This window comes from Pseudomonas sp. AC112, assembly GCF_979253545.1.
The window spans coordinates 5657186-5672648 of the sequence record NZ_CEEDCM010000001.1 but is presented as its reverse complement, the minus strand read 5'-3'; the positions used below and the strand labels follow the sequence as shown (position 1 = coordinate 5672648).

Genomic DNA, 15463 nt, shown 5'->3' with positions numbered 1-15463 from the left:
AATGTGACGGGTAACCATGGAGCCATCGCTGTGGAAAGCCGACGGACTTACTCTCCGGTTCCAAAGCGCCCCCTGTTGGAGGCGCCGCCTGGAGCATCACAAACGCTGAGTCATTCCCAAGGCCAACACCAACCGCTCTAGCCCGATGCCGAACCCCGCACCTTCTCGATAGGCACCACCGCCGCAAACTTGTTGCTGTGCACCCAGTAAAGGGCAACGTACTTCGAAGCCATTCCCCTCAAGGTAATAACTGAGTCCACGCTTCACGGCGAGACTGAGTTCATAGTCCAGCCCCAGCGAATCAAGAAAGCCTGTGCAGAGGGTTTGGCTACGCACCAAAGCCTCTGCGGGTTCAGGGCTCAGAATTTCGAGCCCCAGTTGAGTGAACTCGCGATAACGACCCGCTTGAGGTCGCTCATATCGATAACACCGCGCCACGTAGAAAAGCATCGCGTATTCTCGGGGCCCTAGAAGCGCGTCGGTGCGCTCCTGAAAGAGCGCGGTGGCTTCCGGGATGAGGCAGCAGGGACGTCCAGCCTTGTCGTTGAACGCCCACATTTGACCGATAATCTCGCTGCCGCCGGCCTTCTCGATAAAAGTGTCCTGGCCCCACAGCGCAGGAACAATGACCTCTTCAGCCCCGGCATCGATGAAGATAGCTCCGAAAACGGCCTTCTAGTTTACGCATCATTGCAGCTTCTTTCCCCGTCACTATTCGAGTTCCACGAAGCATTGTCATTTGCAAATCTCCAATTTACAGGCAATAAAAAAGGCGCCATTGGCGCCTTGGTTTGGTTCACTGAATCGTCAGAATCGGTGTGTCGAGTTCTGATGAATCGGTGAGCATAAGCAACCGCGGCACCGTGAGAGAGGGCCGTGATGATGATGGCGATTGCTTGGAATATATTGAGTCATGGCTGATCGTTGCACGAAAGCGGGAGCGCCGACAAGCCACAGCATCGACTCAACGATCACTACGGCTCCAGCCAATCAGAATAAAGCTGCGGAAAACGCGCCCCCAGCCACTCATATTCCGCCAGACGACCCTTCGCGGTATCGCCGTAGCACCGCGCTCATCATTTGACCGAATGAAGCTGTTCCTCAACGAACACAAGATCCGCCCCGTGATCGACCAGGTGTACCCATTCGAGCAAGCACGAGAAGCCTACGAGCATCTCGCGAAGGGCGCGTTTGGCAAGGTTGTGATCAAAGTCGCGAAATAACTTCAAGGCGCCATTTGGCGCCTTTCTTCGCCTATCGCAGTGCATTCGACTTTGGCGCCTGAGCCGTGCGAGGCTCGAAGTCGGATGTCAGCTGCTGGCCGTAACCAAGCATCCCTGCGCCGTCATTCCCTATTCCGCAACGCCGCAATCACCACCCTGAACGCAGACGAATGTTCCCGCCGATTAGGATAATAAAGGTGATACCCAGGAAACGGCTGGCACCAATCCTCCAACACGCGCAGCAGCTCGCCGTCAGCCACCGCCTGCAGCACCATATCCTCGGGCAGGAACGCCAGCCCGCAACCCGCGATCGCGGCGCGCAGGATGGGCAGGCTGCTGTTGAAGGTCCATTGGCCTTCAACGCGGGCCTTGAGTTCGTGGCCGTCCTTTTCGAAGTCCCATTGCAACAGGCTGCCGTGGGTAGGCAGCCGCAGGTTGATGCAGTTGTGCTCGGCAAGGTCGCCTGGGATTGCGGGCGAGGGACGGTGCTTGAAGTACTCGGGGGAACCGACCACGGCCATGCGCAGTTGAGGGCCGATCGGCACGGCGATCATGTCCTTGGCCACTTGCTCGCCCAGGCGGACGCCGGCATCGTAGCGTTGCGCGACGATGTCGGAGAGGGCGTAGTCAACGGTGATTTCGACATGGATGTCCGGGTAGTCCGGCAGCACCTTCAGCAGTTTGGGCCACAGGATGTTGTTGGCCGCGTGCTCAGAGGCCGAGAGGCGCACGTTGCCGGCCGGGGTGTCGCGAAACTCGCTGACGGCGGCCAGTTCCAGTTCAATTTCCTCGAAGCGCGGCGCCATCGACAGGTACAGGCGCTGGCCGGCCTCGGTGGTCGACACACTGCGTGTGGTGCGTGTCAGCAACCGCACCCCCAGCCGTGCCTCCAGGGCACGCATGGTATGGCTGAGCGCCGATTGCGAGACGCCCAGTTGCGCCGCCGCGCGGGTAAAGCTGCCTTCGCGGGTAATCACCACGAAGGCCTGGAGGTCATTGAAGTTGGCGCGGGACATTGATGAGCGGTTCACATGAAGGGCAGGACATTGCTGAATGTAAGCATGAGATGCCGGGACGTGCGAGGTTTTATCGTGACTGCACGGCGCCGTCCGCATAGTCCGCGTCTGAGACCTTCTCGGCCCAGGTGACGGCTGTGCCGTTCTCGGCCTCGGCGATAGCGATGTGGGTCATGCTCGACGTCGCAGTCGCGCCGTGCCAATGGCGCACGTGCGGCGGGATCCACACGGTGTCGCCGGGGCGGATTTCCTGGCGCAGGCCGCCCTGTTGCTGCACATAACCGACGCCGGCCGTGACAATCAGCGTCTGCCCCAGTGGATGGGTATGCCAGGCCGTACGCGCGCCCGGCTCGAAGGTCACGGTAGCGCCGCCAACGCGTGCAGGGGGCTCGGCGTTGAACAGGCCATCGACGTGCACCGTGCCGGTGAAGGTTTGCGCTGCGCCCAGGATCGAGGGCTGGGCACCGGCGCGGTTGACGCGGACTTCATTGGCGGTTTCAGCGCGGGTTTCACCGGACAGCAGTGACAAGGCAATCATGGGGGCAATCAGTTTTTTCATCGCAGGCGTCTCAATTTAAAGGTGAGAGATACAAGGGGAACGGGCGTGCTCAACGACCGACACGCGCCTTCAGCGATTCCGGGTAGCGTTCACCCTCGATATGAATCTGCGACAGCGCTGTTTCGATGGCCTCAAGCTCTGCCTTGGAAAGCGACAGCGACGCGCCGCCGATGTTTTCTTCCAGGCGATGCAGCTTGGTGGTGCCCGGGATCGGGACAATGCACGGCGCCTGGGCGAGCAGCCAGGCCAAGGCCACTTGCGCTGGCGTGGCGGCTTTCTGCGCCGCGATCTCACGGATCAGCACCACGAGCGCCTGGTTGGCCTGCAGGGCCTGTGGGTTGAAGCGCGGCACAATGCTGCGGAAATCATCGCTGCCGAACGATGCGTCTGCCGCGAACGCCCCGGTGAGGAAGCCCTTGCCCAACGGACTGAAAGGCACAAAGCCAATCCCCAGCTCGGCAAGCGTCGGAATGATCTCCAGCTCCGGCTCACGCCACCACAGCGAATACTCACTTTGCAGCGCGGTGACCGGCTGCACCGCATGCGCACGGCGGATGGTCTGCACGCCGGCTTCCGACAGGCCGAAGTGCTTGACCTTGCCTTCCTGGATCAGCGCTTTCACCGTGCCAGCGACGTCTTCGATCGGCACGTCCGGATCAACCCGGTGCTGATAGAGCAGGTCGATATAGTCCGTGCGCAAACGCCGCAACGAGCCCTCCACCGCGGCGCGGATGTGTTCCGGGCGGCTGTTGAGGATCTGTTGTTTGTTGTCGTCGCCAAAGGTGAAACCGAATTTGGTCGCAATCACCACCTGGTCGCGCACGGGGGCCAGTGCTTCGCCCACCACGTGCTCATTCAGGTAAGGGCCGTAGACCTCGGCCGTGTCGAAAAACGTCACGCCCAGATTAACCGCTTTGCGAATCAACGAGATGGCGACGCCGGTGTCCGTGGCAGGGCCGTAGCCATGGCTGAGCCCCATGCAGCCCAGGCCCAGGGCCGAGACTTCAAGAGAACTGTTGCCGAGTTTGCGCTTTTGCATAGGAGATCCCCCAGTCTGGCGCGCCGCGTTGAGCGGGCGCCGGGTGTTCACGAACAGGCTGCACTGGCCGGGACGGGCGAGTGCAGATGTGGTGTGAACACCTTAGGGGAGGTGGGTAGGGGGGACTAGACGGTTAAATCGGGATGGACCTATGAGAAGGATTCATGAGTCGCCGGGGGGCGGTTGGGTATTGAGTTGGGTTTTGTGATTCAGAGACTGTCCGGGTCGCCAAAAAACATCTGAATCCGCGACCGCAACCACCGCTCCCCCGGATCATTATCCTGCGACCCACGCCACGCCATGTGCAGTTCAAAGCTGCGCACCGGCAACGGCGGGTCTTCCGCGCGTAAGCCGCCCGCCGAGGTCAAGGCCTCGGCCGCGTAGTCTGGCACGGTCGCCAAGATATCCGTGCCCGCGAGCAATGTGCCGAGGCCGTTGAATTGCGGCACGGCCAGTACCACGTGGCGCTTGCGGTCGAGTTTTTCCAGTTCTTCATCGATGAAGCCGCTCAGGTCGCCTGCGAAGGACACCAAGGCGTGGGGGCGGGCGCAGAAGTCGTCGAGGCTCAGGGAGCCCGGTACGCTGTCGGCGCGCAGCAGTTTCGGCAGGCTGCGGCGCAGTACTTTGCGCTTGGCGTTGGCCGGGAGGTCGGCGGTGTAGCTGACGCCGATGGAGATCTCGCCGGAGGCCAGCAGGCCGGGCATCAGGATGTAGTTGACGCGGCGCACTACCAGGACGATGCCGGGGGCCTCGGCGCGCAGGCGTTTGAGCAGTTGCGGCAGCAGGGCGAATTCGACGTCGTCGGACAGGCCGATGCGGAACACGGCTGTGCTGGTGGCCGGGTCGAACTCGGCGGCGCGGCTGACGGCGGTGGAAATCGAGTCCAGGGCCGGGGAGAGCAGGGCGAAGATTTCGACCGCTCGGGCCGACGGTTCCATGCTGCGGCCGGTGCGCACGAACAGGGGGTCGTCAAACAACCCGCGCAGGCGCGACAACGCCGCGCTGATGGCCGGCTGGCCGAGGAACAGTTTCTCGGCGGCGCGGGTCACGCTGCGCTCATGCATCAAGGTTTCGAATACGATCAAGAGGTTAAGGTCGACACGACGCAGGTCGTTACGGTTCATCTTGTGTCCTGGAAGAGTCAGCAAACTTGACGAGAGCAGCCATATAAGAAGAATGACGGGCATGAATCTTACGGGTAAAGGCTGTTACTCTGCACAGGAAAATTGAGTTTTCTTACAAGCTCTGAGGTCTATTCCTCAGTTGCGGAATCAATGACAGGCATGTCGACTATTAATGGCGACCGGTGGTCTTACCCGGAAAGCCCAGATAGAGTTCATGGCATTAGAGGTTACTTTGACGAGGTTTGCGATGTCCCGCACGATCCGTTTTCACAAGTTTGGTCCGGCCGAGGTGCTCAAATGCGAAGAGCATGCAGCCGCGCAGCCCGCACCGGGCGAAGTGCAGGTGCGTGTCGAAGCGATTGGCATCAGCTGGTATGACATTCTGTGGCGCCAGAACCTGGCGTCTTCCCATGCACGCTTGCCGTCCGGCCTGGGCCATGAGATGGCCGGGGTTGTGGTCGCCGTCGGCGATGGCGTGGATGATTTGGCAGTGGGCGATAAAGTGGCCAGTTTTCCGGCCGAGAGCCCCAATGATTACCCGGTGTATGGCGAGCAGATCGTCCTGCCCCGTTCGGCCCTGACCCGCTATCCGGATGTCCTGAGCCCGATTGAAGCCAGCGTGCACTACACGCCGCTGCTGATTGCCTACTTTGCCTATGTGGATCTGGCGCGGGTCAAGCCTGGGCAGTTTGCCCTGGTGACTGACGCCAGCCACTGCGCCGGCCCGTCCTTCGTACAGCTGGGCAAGGCCCTGGGCGTACGGGTGATTGCCGCCACCAAGGACAGCGAAGAGCGCGAGTACCTGCTGTCCCTCGGGGCAGAGAAGGTCATCGTCACCGAAGAGCAGGACCTGCTGATGCAAATCAACAAGTTCACGGACAACCGTGGCGTTGATGTAGTGTTCGACGGCCTGGGCGGGCCGCAGATGTCGTTGCTTGGCGACGTGCTGGCACCGCGTGGCAGCCTGGTGCTGTATGGCTTGCAGGGTGGCAACCAGACGCCATTCCCGGCGTGTGCAGCGTTTCAGAAGAACATTCAGTTCTTTGTGCATTGCATCGGCAACTTCACCGGCAAGCCTGAGCTGGGCATTATCCAGGATCAGGTGGCCTTGCAGCGAGCCCTGCGGGATATCAACCAGTTGACCGCCGACCGTGTGCTGGTGCCGCTGAAAACCACGGTGTTTCCGTTCAATCAGTTCGTGGAAGCACACCGGTACATGGACGAATGCCCTTGCCGCGAGCGGGTTGCGTTGCAGGTTGAAGCTGTTTAAGACGTAGGAAAATTCGCAAACGACGATGGCGCATGAGGCAAATGCGCCATTTGGCAGGACTGATCCTGCGCCGCCCATCATATGCCTGTCTGGCCCCTTAGCCCCTGAACCTTGCCTTTTTCCCTGACGCCGCCCTGAATTCCAGCGCGGCGTCTTTGTGTGTGGGTTTTTTACGTGCCGGGTGTCATTCATCTGCACTGGTTTTCGGCGTTGTTCTGTATCTATTAATCATTATCCCAGTACTGATAATTACGCCTTCACTTTCATCTCAAGGAATGAGCAATGAATGAATATCCGGCACTACTGTCGCGAGGGGCCGACACTAAAAGCGCAGCTTCCCTGTGGCCTCAGAGAATTAATAATGGGCGTATAAAGCTGAAATCCAGGAAAAGGGAAAGTTGCTGGGTTTATGTGTCGGACATTTCCTTTAATGGTGGGTTAAGAATCTGCAAGGACCTGTCGGAAAGATCCTAGGGTCGTGGCCAAATGCATTTTTATCCAGTAAATCCGGCGCTTTGGCGCGTCCATGGCTTTGGGAGCTTCCCGACGGCATCGGTGTTGTTTTGTTGCGCGGTGCTAATGTCTAGTCATCGGCGCACAAGTCTGTGTGCGGTTTTCTTACACGCGTAATAGGTCGAGCAAGTACTGTCAGCAGTTGCTTGGAACGGATATTTAAACTCAGGTAGTAGAACGATGAGCACTATTCACGAACAGGCTATGAACTATGTTTACCAGCAAGTTCTGCAACGTTTGATTGGCTACTTTAATCGCGCAGAGCGAACGGCGCTCCAGTTGCTGGTCCAACGAATCGTTGTGGCGGCAGGCGGTATGGAACAGGTCGGGGATTACAAGGTGCTGGTGGCCCATGGGGGCGGTGAAGCGAGCACCTACACCCTGGCGTTGTTGCGTGCCGCGCAACTGACCATCGCCGGCCGCGCCCCACGCACCTTTCACTTGCGGGTCGCGACGTTGCGCCATGCCGGGATGACCGAAGGCCGGCTCGACAAACTCAACCTGGGCTATGGCCGCTTGTTTCTCCACGATGATCCCAGGGTTGAGTTACTGATGGTGGAAAACCAGGAAGTATTGCCCTTCAACCACCTGCGGCCAGCCTCTGCCGTCGGGCGGGAGATCAGCCAGCGCAACATGCTGATGATCGGCCACGTGACTTCGGGTGATTGCCGCGCAACCTTGTGCAATGACACCTACCTGGCACTTGGCGATTTCTATCAGCGCGTTACCACCTGCAATGGTGGGGTGCATGCCGTGGTCAACGGCGACTCCCTGCGCAAGCAAAGTCAGTTTCTGGCGTGGCTGAAAAAAACCGCCCAAGGCGCGGGGCTTGCCATCCAACCCAATTGGCCGGTGTCGCTCACGGGCCTGTTTGCGCGCATGGAGGAATGGAGCGCTGGCTATTACCGCGATGTGTATGGCGAGCATTATGTTGCGAGTGACAACCCCAGCAGGGCCGGCCATCGTCACTTGGCCTACATCGGCATTGCCGACCTGCTGGCGGATGTCGACACACAACAGTCGCCGATGCTCAACGAGTTCATGGCCTATGCGCCCGACCCATTGGGCTTTCATTTCAGCCATCCGAGCTACTCCAACCCACAGTTGATGGCGCACCTGCGAGGCTTGCAGGCCCAATGCTTGCGCGATCTGGACTATGAGGAAGGCGTGCGCGGCTTTGTCCATCAGGCGTCCCAGCGCATGCGCAGCGTGCAGGTGCCCGAAGAGTTGCTCGCGAGGGCACAGAGCAGTGAAGGGCGCATCGAATCCAGAATCTACGCGCAACACTACTTTGGCCTGGATGAAACGCAGCTGATCTGCCTGCTGTTTTCTCCGTTTATCCATCATGGTGAGCGCCTGGAAGGCTATCTGCGCCAATGCCACCCGGGCATGCTCGTAGCCCTGCCGGAACTGCACAAGGTCCTGCAGGGCAAGCCATCTGCCGAAATGCTGCAACAGTGGGTCACCGATACCAGCGGCTTGCCGATGCCTCTGGTGCAACACCTGTACCGCAAGCGGCCGTTGATCGGTGTGAGCGGCAAAACAACCCACAGTGCGGGGGCCATGGCTCGCGGCAGCGCGCAGGCCTGTCAATTGTCCGGGCGATGACACTGCGCGGCGAACGGCAGGCGGACTTCGCGTACCAGGCGGTTTATCGCTACATGATCACGCTGATCAACGAAGTCAGCACCAATGCCCGGGTTAAGCTGCCCTCCCTGCGGCAGTTGGCGGGGCGCCTGAATGTGTCGATCTCGACGGTACAGTACGCATACTCACTACTGGAAAAGGAGGGCCGGGTCTACTCGGTGGCCAAGTCGGGCTATTACGCCTGGCCGCTGTCGTCAAACCCACAGGCGTGGGCCGGTGGTGATCTGCTCGACCGGCTCTACGCCGCAGCGCGCCGGCCGGGCATGGTGGTACTCAGTGGCGATGAGCCCGCGTTGCTGGCTTCGCTGGATAGCAGCCTGTTGCGCCTTGAGCGAGAGCTGGTGCGCCAGTACCCACAGCATCTGCAACCCTGGTCCCAGCCTTGCGGGGTGTGGGAGCTGCGCGCGGTACTGGCGGCACGCTATACCTCGTCGCCGACGCGCTGTTGGCACGCCGATGACGTCTACATCGGTGCCGACCTGCGCGGTGTGCTGCATATTCTCATCGACGTGCTGGGCCTGAGGGGGACCACGGTGATTGTCGAATCGCCCTGCGACTGGCTGGTCCTGCGCCTGCTCCAGGATGCCGGGGTGCGCATCATCGAACTACCCTGGATGCCGGACGGTCGCCTGGACCTGGTCAGCCTTGACCGCGTGTTAGCCAACGAGCCGGTGCACCTGGTGCTGCTGTCATCAAAGGTCAGCCTGCCGGCAGGGGTTGTGATGCCGCACCACGACCGCCTGGCCGTTGCACAAATGCTGGATCACTACGGTTGCTGGCTGCTGGAGAACGACACCTTTGGCGAACTGGGATTCAATCATCAACAGCCAGCACTCCGGGAGTTGGTGAACCCTGAGCGGCTCATGGTGTTTTCTTCGTTCGAGAAAGTCCTGGGTTCGGAAGCGCCTTATGGTTACCTGTTGTCCCGGCGCATGAGCAGTGAATTACAGCGCCAGTTCCTGCTGCGCGCCTTTCGTTTGTCGTCGATCCGCCAGCGCGCGATTGCGCGCCTGTATCAAAGCGGGCGTATCGACCAGCACCTGCGTGCACTGCGCCGAGACTTACATGAGCAGGCGCAGGCGATGAGCCAACGGTTGGACCAGCATCTGGAGGGGCAGGTGAGCTTCAGTGCACCTGCTGCCGGGGCGACGTTGTGGTTGCACTCAACGCACCCGGTGGACATGCGCCAGGTATTCCAGCGCCTGCTCGGCCAGCAGGTGGTGATTGCACCCGGTGAGCTGTTCAGCGTCAGCGGCCTGCATCAGCAGGATTTTCGGTTGAGCCTGACCTTTCATGGGCAGCCGGACCTCGATGCTGCCCTGGCGGCCATCAGCGAGGCGCTGCATCAGGCCCAGATGGGATGATTGCGTGAAGTTTCTCTGACTGTTGTAGGATCGATACCGTCGCGCAGGAGTCCAACTCTCAGTAAACTGCCGTTTTTTTTCCAAATCCTTCTTTCCGAGGTTTATGCATGACAATCAGTCCTTTTGCGGGCAAGCCGGCGCCAGCCCAGTTGCTGGTGGATATCCCGCGACTGGTGACGGCCTACTACACCGGCCAGCCTGATGCAGCAATCTCCACCCAGCGCGTGGCGTTCGGTACCTCCGGTCACCGTGGCAGCTCGTTTGAACTGAGCTTCAACGAATGGCATGTACTCGCCATCAGCCAGGCTATCTGCCTGTATCGCGAAGCCCAGGGCATCAATGGCCCGCTGTTTGTCGGCCTGGATACCCACGCATTGTCGACACCTGCCGGTGCCAGCGCCCTGGAAGTGCTGGCCGCCAATGGCGTGCACGTGATGCTGGCGCAAGGCGATGAATACACGCCGACGCCGGCGATTTCCCACGCCATCATCTGCTACAACCGTGGCCGTACCAGCGGCCTGGCCGACGGCATCGTCATCACGCCGTCGCACAACCCGCCGCAGAGTGGCGGGTACAAGTACAACCCGCCCAATGGCGGCCCGGCCGACACCCACGTCACCAAATGGATCGAAGCCAAGGCCAATGAGCTGCTGGCCAATAAACTGGCCGGGGTCAAGCGCATCACCCACGCCCAGGCACTCAAGGCGGATACCACCCATCGCCATGACTACCTCAACAGCTATGTGGCTGATCTGGTCAATGTGATCGACATGGACGCCATCCGCAGTGCCGACCTGCGCCTGGGCGTAGACCCGCTGGGCGGAGCAGGGGTGCGCTACTGGTCGGCGATCGCCGAGCATTACCGCCTGAACCTGGACGTGGTGAACACCGAAGTCGACGCTACCTTCCGCTTCATGAGCGTTGACTGGGACGGCCAGATCCGCATGGACCCGTCCTCCAGCTACGCCATGCAAGGCCTGATCGGTCTCAAGGAACGCTTCGACGTGGCATTCGCCTGCGACCCGGACCACGACCGCCACGGCATCGTCACGCCGTCCGGTGGCCTGTTGGCTCCGAACAACTACCTGGCCGTGTCCATCGACTACCTGTTCCAGAATCGTCCTGACTGGCGCGCCGACGCAGCCGTGGGCAAGACCGTGGTCAGCAGCGGCTTGATCGACCGCGTCGCTGCGCGCATTGGCCGTCGCCTGTACGAAGTGCCGGTCGGCTTCAAGTGGTTCGCCGACGGCCTCTTCGAGGGCTCGTTGGGCTTTGGCGGCGAAGAAAGTGCCGGCGCCTCGTTCCTGCGCAAGGATGGCACCGTCTGGAGCACGGACAAGGACGGCCTGATCCCGGCACTGTTGGCTGCAGAAATGACCTCGCGCAAAGGCCAGGACCCGAGCCAGATTTACCGCGGCCTGACCGACGCCCTGGGCGAACCGTTCGCGATTCGTGTCGACGCCAAGGCCACGCCGGCGCAGAAAGCCTTGCTGGGCAAGCTGTCGCCGGATCAGGTGACGTCCACCGAGTTGGCCGGGGAAAGCATCCAGCAGATTCTCAGCCATGCGTCGGGTAACAACCAGGCAATCGGCGGGTTGAAGGTGATGACCGAAAACGGTTGGTTTGCTGCACGCCCATCGGGTACCGAGGATATCTACAAGATCTACGCCGAGAGCTTTATTGGCGAAGATCACCTCAAGCAACTGGTGGAAGAGGCGCAGGTGCTGGTAGACGGCGCTATCAGCCAGTAACCCATTGCAGGAGCCCGGCTTGCCGGCGATGGCGTTCGTAAGATCGCTATCGCCGGCAAGCCGGGCTCCTACAAAGTTAAGCGAGGTCAACCAAGACGATTTCGCTGTCTTCAACCGCCGTCACCCGCAACACCTGTTCATCCTCTACGGCGACACCGTCTCGCGCTTGCGCACGCACGCCGTTGACTTCAATCACGCCCGTCGCCGGTACCAGGTACGCACGGCGTCCGCTGTCCAACCGGTATTCAGCACTTTCCCCGGCTTTCAGGTTCGCGGCCACCAGGCGTGCATCCGCACGAATGCGCAGGCTTTCGCTGTCCCCGGCCTTGCCACTGGCCAGCGTCACAAAACCTTCGCGATCACCTTTGGGAAACGGCTTGGCGCCCCACGAAGGCGGCAGACCGGCTTCATTCGGAATGATCCAGATCTGGAAGATCTTGGTTGGCGTCTCTTCCAGGTTGTACTCGCTGTGGGCGATCCCGGTGCCGGCGCTCATCACCTGCACGTCACCGGCTTCGGTGCGACCTCTGTTGCCGAGGTTGTCGGCGTGGCTGATCGCCCCTTCGCGTACGTAGGTGATGATCTCCATGTCGCGGTGCGGGTGCTGCGGGAAGCCGGTGCCCGGCGCAATGATGTCGTCGTTCCATACCCGCAGGTTGCCCCAGTGCATGCGCTTGGGGTCGTGGTATTCAGCGAATGAAAAGTGATGATGAGCGTCAAGCCAGCCATGGTGGGCGCCGCCCAGGGAATTGAAAGGTCGAAGTTCAAGCATGATCGTCTCCTGTGGATGGCGCCTATGATCCTGCAGCTCATGATCGATAAAAAGCCGGAAATATGCCTGATTCCTATCAGTCGATTAGATGGGTTAGTGGCGCTTTGACTTTCAGTTCATCGCCTAACTGCATGACAGCAAAGCAATTGGCTGGAACTCAACGTCGATTCCGGCGACCATGGCGCACTTGTCTGAACCCAGCTCATCGCAGGAGTCCGCGTGTCGCAACAAAAGCCTGATCTTCCTCCCGAACTGCGCCCCTTGGCCGAAATGCCGCTATTGAAACGCCTGGCCGCGCGCCTGTTTGGCCATGGCTTGACCCGTTTGCGCGCCCAGCACCGGTTTTCCTGGTTGCACGGGCAGGCCGACGGTTTTCGCAGTGGGCATGAGGCCGGTGTGGAGTACGGCTACCGCGAGGGCAAGGCCGATGGCATCGAGGAAGGCCGGCAAGTCCTGCTGATTCGCGACTTCCGCCCGGATGAGCACCGAGCGCCGGGTGTGGATGACAGCCTCTTCGATGATTGGCGCCTGCCGCTGACGGCCGAGTTGAAGAAACGCATCAAGGCTGACGTTGCGCGGTTACTGCCGGCCCACGCGCAGCCAAGCGCTGCACAGTGGAAGATGATCTTCAGCGATACGCCTTCGACCTCAGTGATAGCCGGCGCCGGTGCGGGTAAATCCACCTCACTGGTGCTGCGTATTTTGCTCCTTACCCACTACCTGGGCTTTGAACTGAGCTCGATGACGGTCGTGACCTTTACCCGTGAGTCGCGCAAAGACTTCATCAACAAGCTCATGGAAATTCTTAGCCTGTGGGGCCAACCCCTTGGCATGAAAGAAGCGCAGGCCGTGGTGCGAACCTTTCACTCGCGCATCCTGCCAATGGTGCGCAGCCTGCCGGGCTTTGAGCGCCTGCAAGCGTTCGAAAACCTCAGTGCAGGCGTTGAGGACGCTGACAGCAACCCCTTTGACCTGCGCATCAACGACGCCCAACGCCAGCAGATGAACGCCTGTTACCACCGCCTTCACGGCCAGCATGCGCGCTTTCGCGAGCTGATAGCGCCGCTGGCACGCCAGGGCCTGCAACTCAAGGAGCTGGAGCGCGAGCATCCCGATGTGCAAAAGCGCGTAGCCGTGACCGAACTGGCGGCCAAGCGTGATGAAGAACTGTGCGATCTGATCGAAGACCTGTGGTTCCGTGCGGGTGCGTGGCCGATCAAGGGCATCGAGCCCAATCGCCAGACCCTGGAGATCAACGGCGCGCAGTTTCACTGTCATGGCTATATACCGGAGCTGGACGCTTGGGTGGTGCTGGGCTTTGACTCAAGGGAGAACGCCCAGATCAGCCGGCCAAATTCAAAATTGTCGGTACGGGCAGAATGGGCGGTAAAGCGCACCCTGTTTCAAGCTTTCTGCCGTAAGCCACTGATATGGCTCGATAGTTATGAATCATCAAAGCGGCTTTTAAGCAGTTTGGCCGGTGATGCCAGCGCCGGGCCAGGCTTTGATTACAAGGTCAAGGGCGAACTGGCCTCGGCGCCGTTGCTGGACAGCTTTGTGATGGCGGCCGGGTTTATCGAAAACCTGGGGCTGGACGTGCCCACTGCGGTTGGGCAGATGAGCTTTGCCAAGGACGACCCGGACCGGTTCTTCTTTGAAGCGCTGAGCATTTTCTGGAAGGCCCTGGAAGATCACCTGTTGGACCAGTCGCCACCGATCATGACCTACAACCGCATGTTTTCGCTGTTCGGTGAAAACACCCCGGAAAACCTCAAGCTGCTCAGTGATCCGCTGTTGCGGCCGCTGTCGCATTTGATGATCGACGAGTTCCAGGACGTCTCGCCGCAGATTGTCTCGTGGATCCGCGCCAGCCTGCGCGAGATCCGCAGTCGCGGCCCGGCCATGCACGTCGGGCGCGGTGCCCAGCGCTCGTCGCTGCTGTGCGTGGGGGATGACTGGCAGTCGATCTACGGCTGGCGCGGGAGTTCGCCCAAGTACTTCATGGCGTTCAACCAGGAATTCCCGTCACCCGCCACCACCCGTGTGATGCTGGGGGAGAACTACCGCAGCCATCAACACATCATCGACGCCGCCGAGCATATTGTGCGGGCCGCACCCGCCATCCCCGGCAAGAAGGCCAAGGCCAGCGGGGCGCCCAAGGATTTGGTGCCCGTCAAGGTGCTGGAGCGCGATGATGCAGCATTGGGGCGGCAGTTGCAGGCGCACTACCAGCGTGGCGACTCAGTGTTGATGCTTTATCGAAAAAGTAGCGATAAGTTCCTGATTCAAGAGCATATTCAGTCTGTAGTTAATGTGGATTCTAGCTTGCCACCCCAGGCGCGCAAGCTAAAGCAACTGACCTATCACAGTGCCAAGGGGCTGCAGGCGGACGCGGTATTTCTGCTTGGGGATTGCCAACACGTGACCAGCTCACCGTACAAGAACCAGGTGTACCGCATGGCCGGCCTGGGCAAGGACGGTGACAGCGAGCCGTACGACACTGCGCAAAAGGACGAAGTGTTGCGCCTGGCCTACGTGGGCATTACTCGGGCGGTGAGCCATTGCTATTGGTACGTGGAAAAGCCCGAAGGCCAGGCGGTGAATGTGCCGAAGGCGTCAGAGCGGGTGGATGGCAGGAAAGCCTTCTTCGACGACCAACGAACCCCTCTGTAGGAGCCGGCTTGCCGGCGATGAGGTCCTTGAAAGACGTGGTGCTCCTGCGAAGCCAGCGCCTACGGAGGTCGGCTCAGGCCCGCAGGGACTGCGGCGGCACAAACGACTCCAATTCATCCTCCACCGCCTCGATAATCCGCTCTACATCGGCGGCGTTCATCACGGTGGCGCAGGGAATGCCGGCGATGGCGATCAGGGTTTCACCGCTGGCACGGTCGAACAGGCGGACGATCATGCTGCCAGGCGCATCCATGCTGCCCTCGAAGCCCATCGGATGGAAATGCCAGCGCATCAGCTGGCAGGCGTTGGGGAACGTCACTTTGTTCATGTTGCCCACCTTGTTCATTGAGCGCTTCCTTTAGCTCGCGGCAGGGGGCCATGACCTTCACTGGTCTTGGCATCGAAGAGCTTAAAAATAGCATCCGTGCGCAACCGCCAGGTGAGTTTTTTGCCTCCGTTCGGCGGTTGTTTTCGATAAGGTTGATGTGGGTCATGTCCTGCTTGAAATTGGG

13 protein-coding genes and 1 pseudogene are annotated in these 15463 nt (G+C 60.4%); 7 read left to right on the top strand and 7 right to left on the bottom strand.

Annotated features, from left to right (window positions below):
- Nucleotides 1-96: 96 nt before the first annotated feature.
- Complete coding sequence (locus AC0IYN_RS26465; protein ID WP_406596603.1) at nt 97-657, bottom strand: ATP phosphoribosyltransferase regulatory subunit; 561 nt, start codon at nt 655-657, stop codon at nt 97-99.
- Between AC0IYN_RS26465 and AC0IYN_RS26460 the strand changes: the two genes are divergently transcribed.
- On the top strand, nt 559-843 hold the full coding sequence (locus AC0IYN_RS26460) for a hypothetical protein (protein ID WP_406596566.1): 285 nt from the start codon (nt 559-561) through the stop codon (nt 841-843). The two genes, AC0IYN_RS26465 and AC0IYN_RS26460, sit on opposite strands and share 99 nt — an antisense overlap.
- Nucleotides 844-1022: 179 nt before the next feature.
- A pseudogene (locus AC0IYN_RS26455) lies at nt 1023-1223 on the top strand (zinc-binding dehydrogenase); the annotation flags it as partial.
- 122 nt (nt 1224-1345) lie between these two features.
- On the opposite strand, the gene AC0IYN_RS26450 reads toward AC0IYN_RS26455, so the two are convergent.
- From AC0IYN_RS26450 to AC0IYN_RS26435, 4 genes are all read right to left on the bottom strand, one after another.
- Nucleotides 1346-2239, bottom strand: a complete 894-nt coding sequence (locus AC0IYN_RS26450) for a LysR family transcriptional regulator (protein ID WP_471844062.1) — start codon at nt 2237-2239, stop codon at nt 1346-1348.
- A gap of 70 nt (nt 2240-2309) precedes the next feature.
- On the bottom strand, nt 2310-2798 hold the full coding sequence (locus AC0IYN_RS26445) for a (R)-mandelonitrile lyase (RefSeq protein ID WP_471844060.1): 489 nt from the start codon (nt 2796-2798) through the stop codon (nt 2310-2312).
- Between the two features lie 49 nt (nt 2799-2847).
- Nucleotides 2848-3837: an aldo/keto reductase gene (locus tag AC0IYN_RS26440; protein WP_406596563.1), complete on the bottom strand. Its 990-nt coding sequence runs from the start codon at nt 3835-3837 to the stop codon at nt 2848-2850.
- 209 nt (nt 3838-4046) lie between these two features.
- Nucleotides 4047-4961, bottom strand: a complete 915-nt coding sequence (locus tag AC0IYN_RS26435) for a LysR family transcriptional regulator (RefSeq protein WP_028616088.1) — start codon at nt 4959-4961, stop codon at nt 4047-4049.
- Nucleotides 4962-5208: 247 nt separating this feature from the next.
- Between AC0IYN_RS26435 and AC0IYN_RS26430 the strand changes: the two genes are divergently transcribed.
- The 4 genes from AC0IYN_RS26430 (at nt 5209) to pgm (ending at nt 11506) form a co-directional block, all read left to right on the top strand.
- Nucleotides 5209-6231, top strand: coding sequence for a zinc-dependent alcohol dehydrogenase family protein (locus AC0IYN_RS26430; RefSeq protein ID WP_016975808.1), 1023 nt, complete (start codon nt 5209-5211; stop codon nt 6229-6231).
- A 693-nt stretch (nt 6232-6924) separates the two neighbouring features.
- Nucleotides 6925-8352, top strand: a complete 1428-nt coding sequence (locus AC0IYN_RS26425) for a hypothetical protein (RefSeq protein WP_471844057.1) — start codon at nt 6925-6927, stop codon at nt 8350-8352.
- Nucleotides 8349-9755: an aminotransferase-like domain-containing protein gene (locus tag AC0IYN_RS26420; protein WP_406596457.1), complete on the top strand. Its 1407-nt coding sequence runs from the start codon at nt 8349-8351 to the stop codon at nt 9753-9755. Before AC0IYN_RS26425 ends, AC0IYN_RS26420 begins: the two co-directional genes overlap by 4 nt.
- A 107-nt stretch (nt 9756-9862) precedes the next feature.
- Nucleotides 9863-11506 carry a phosphoglucomutase (alpha-D-glucose-1,6-bisphosphate-dependent) gene (gene pgm / locus AC0IYN_RS26415; protein WP_471844054.1) on the top strand — a complete coding sequence of 548 codons (1644 nt, stop codon included), beginning with the start codon at nt 9863-9865 and terminating at the stop codon, nt 11504-11506.
- A 76-nt stretch (nt 11507-11582) separates the two neighbouring features.
- On the opposite strand, the gene AC0IYN_RS26410 is transcribed toward pgm, so the two are convergent.
- Entirely contained in the window at nt 11583-12278 is a 696-nt protein-coding gene (locus AC0IYN_RS26410) for a pirin family protein (protein ID WP_457240025.1), read from the bottom strand.
- A gap of 219 nt (nt 12279-12497) precedes the next feature.
- On the opposite strand from AC0IYN_RS26410, the gene AC0IYN_RS26405 reads away from it, so the two are divergent.
- Nucleotides 12498-14951 carry a UvrD-helicase domain-containing protein gene (locus AC0IYN_RS26405; protein ID WP_471844052.1) on the top strand — a complete coding sequence of 818 codons (2454 nt, stop codon included), beginning with the start codon at nt 12498-12500 and terminating at the stop codon, nt 14949-14951.
- Nucleotides 14952-15024: 73 nt separating this feature from the next.
- Here AC0IYN_RS26405 and AC0IYN_RS26400 read toward each other — a convergent pair whose 3' ends face one another.
- Nucleotides 15025-15297 carry a DUF1652 domain-containing protein gene (locus AC0IYN_RS26400; protein WP_049708382.1) on the bottom strand — a complete coding sequence of 91 codons (273 nt, stop codon included), beginning with the start codon at nt 15295-15297 and terminating at the stop codon, nt 15025-15027.
- Nucleotides 15298-15463: the final 166 nt, after the last annotated feature.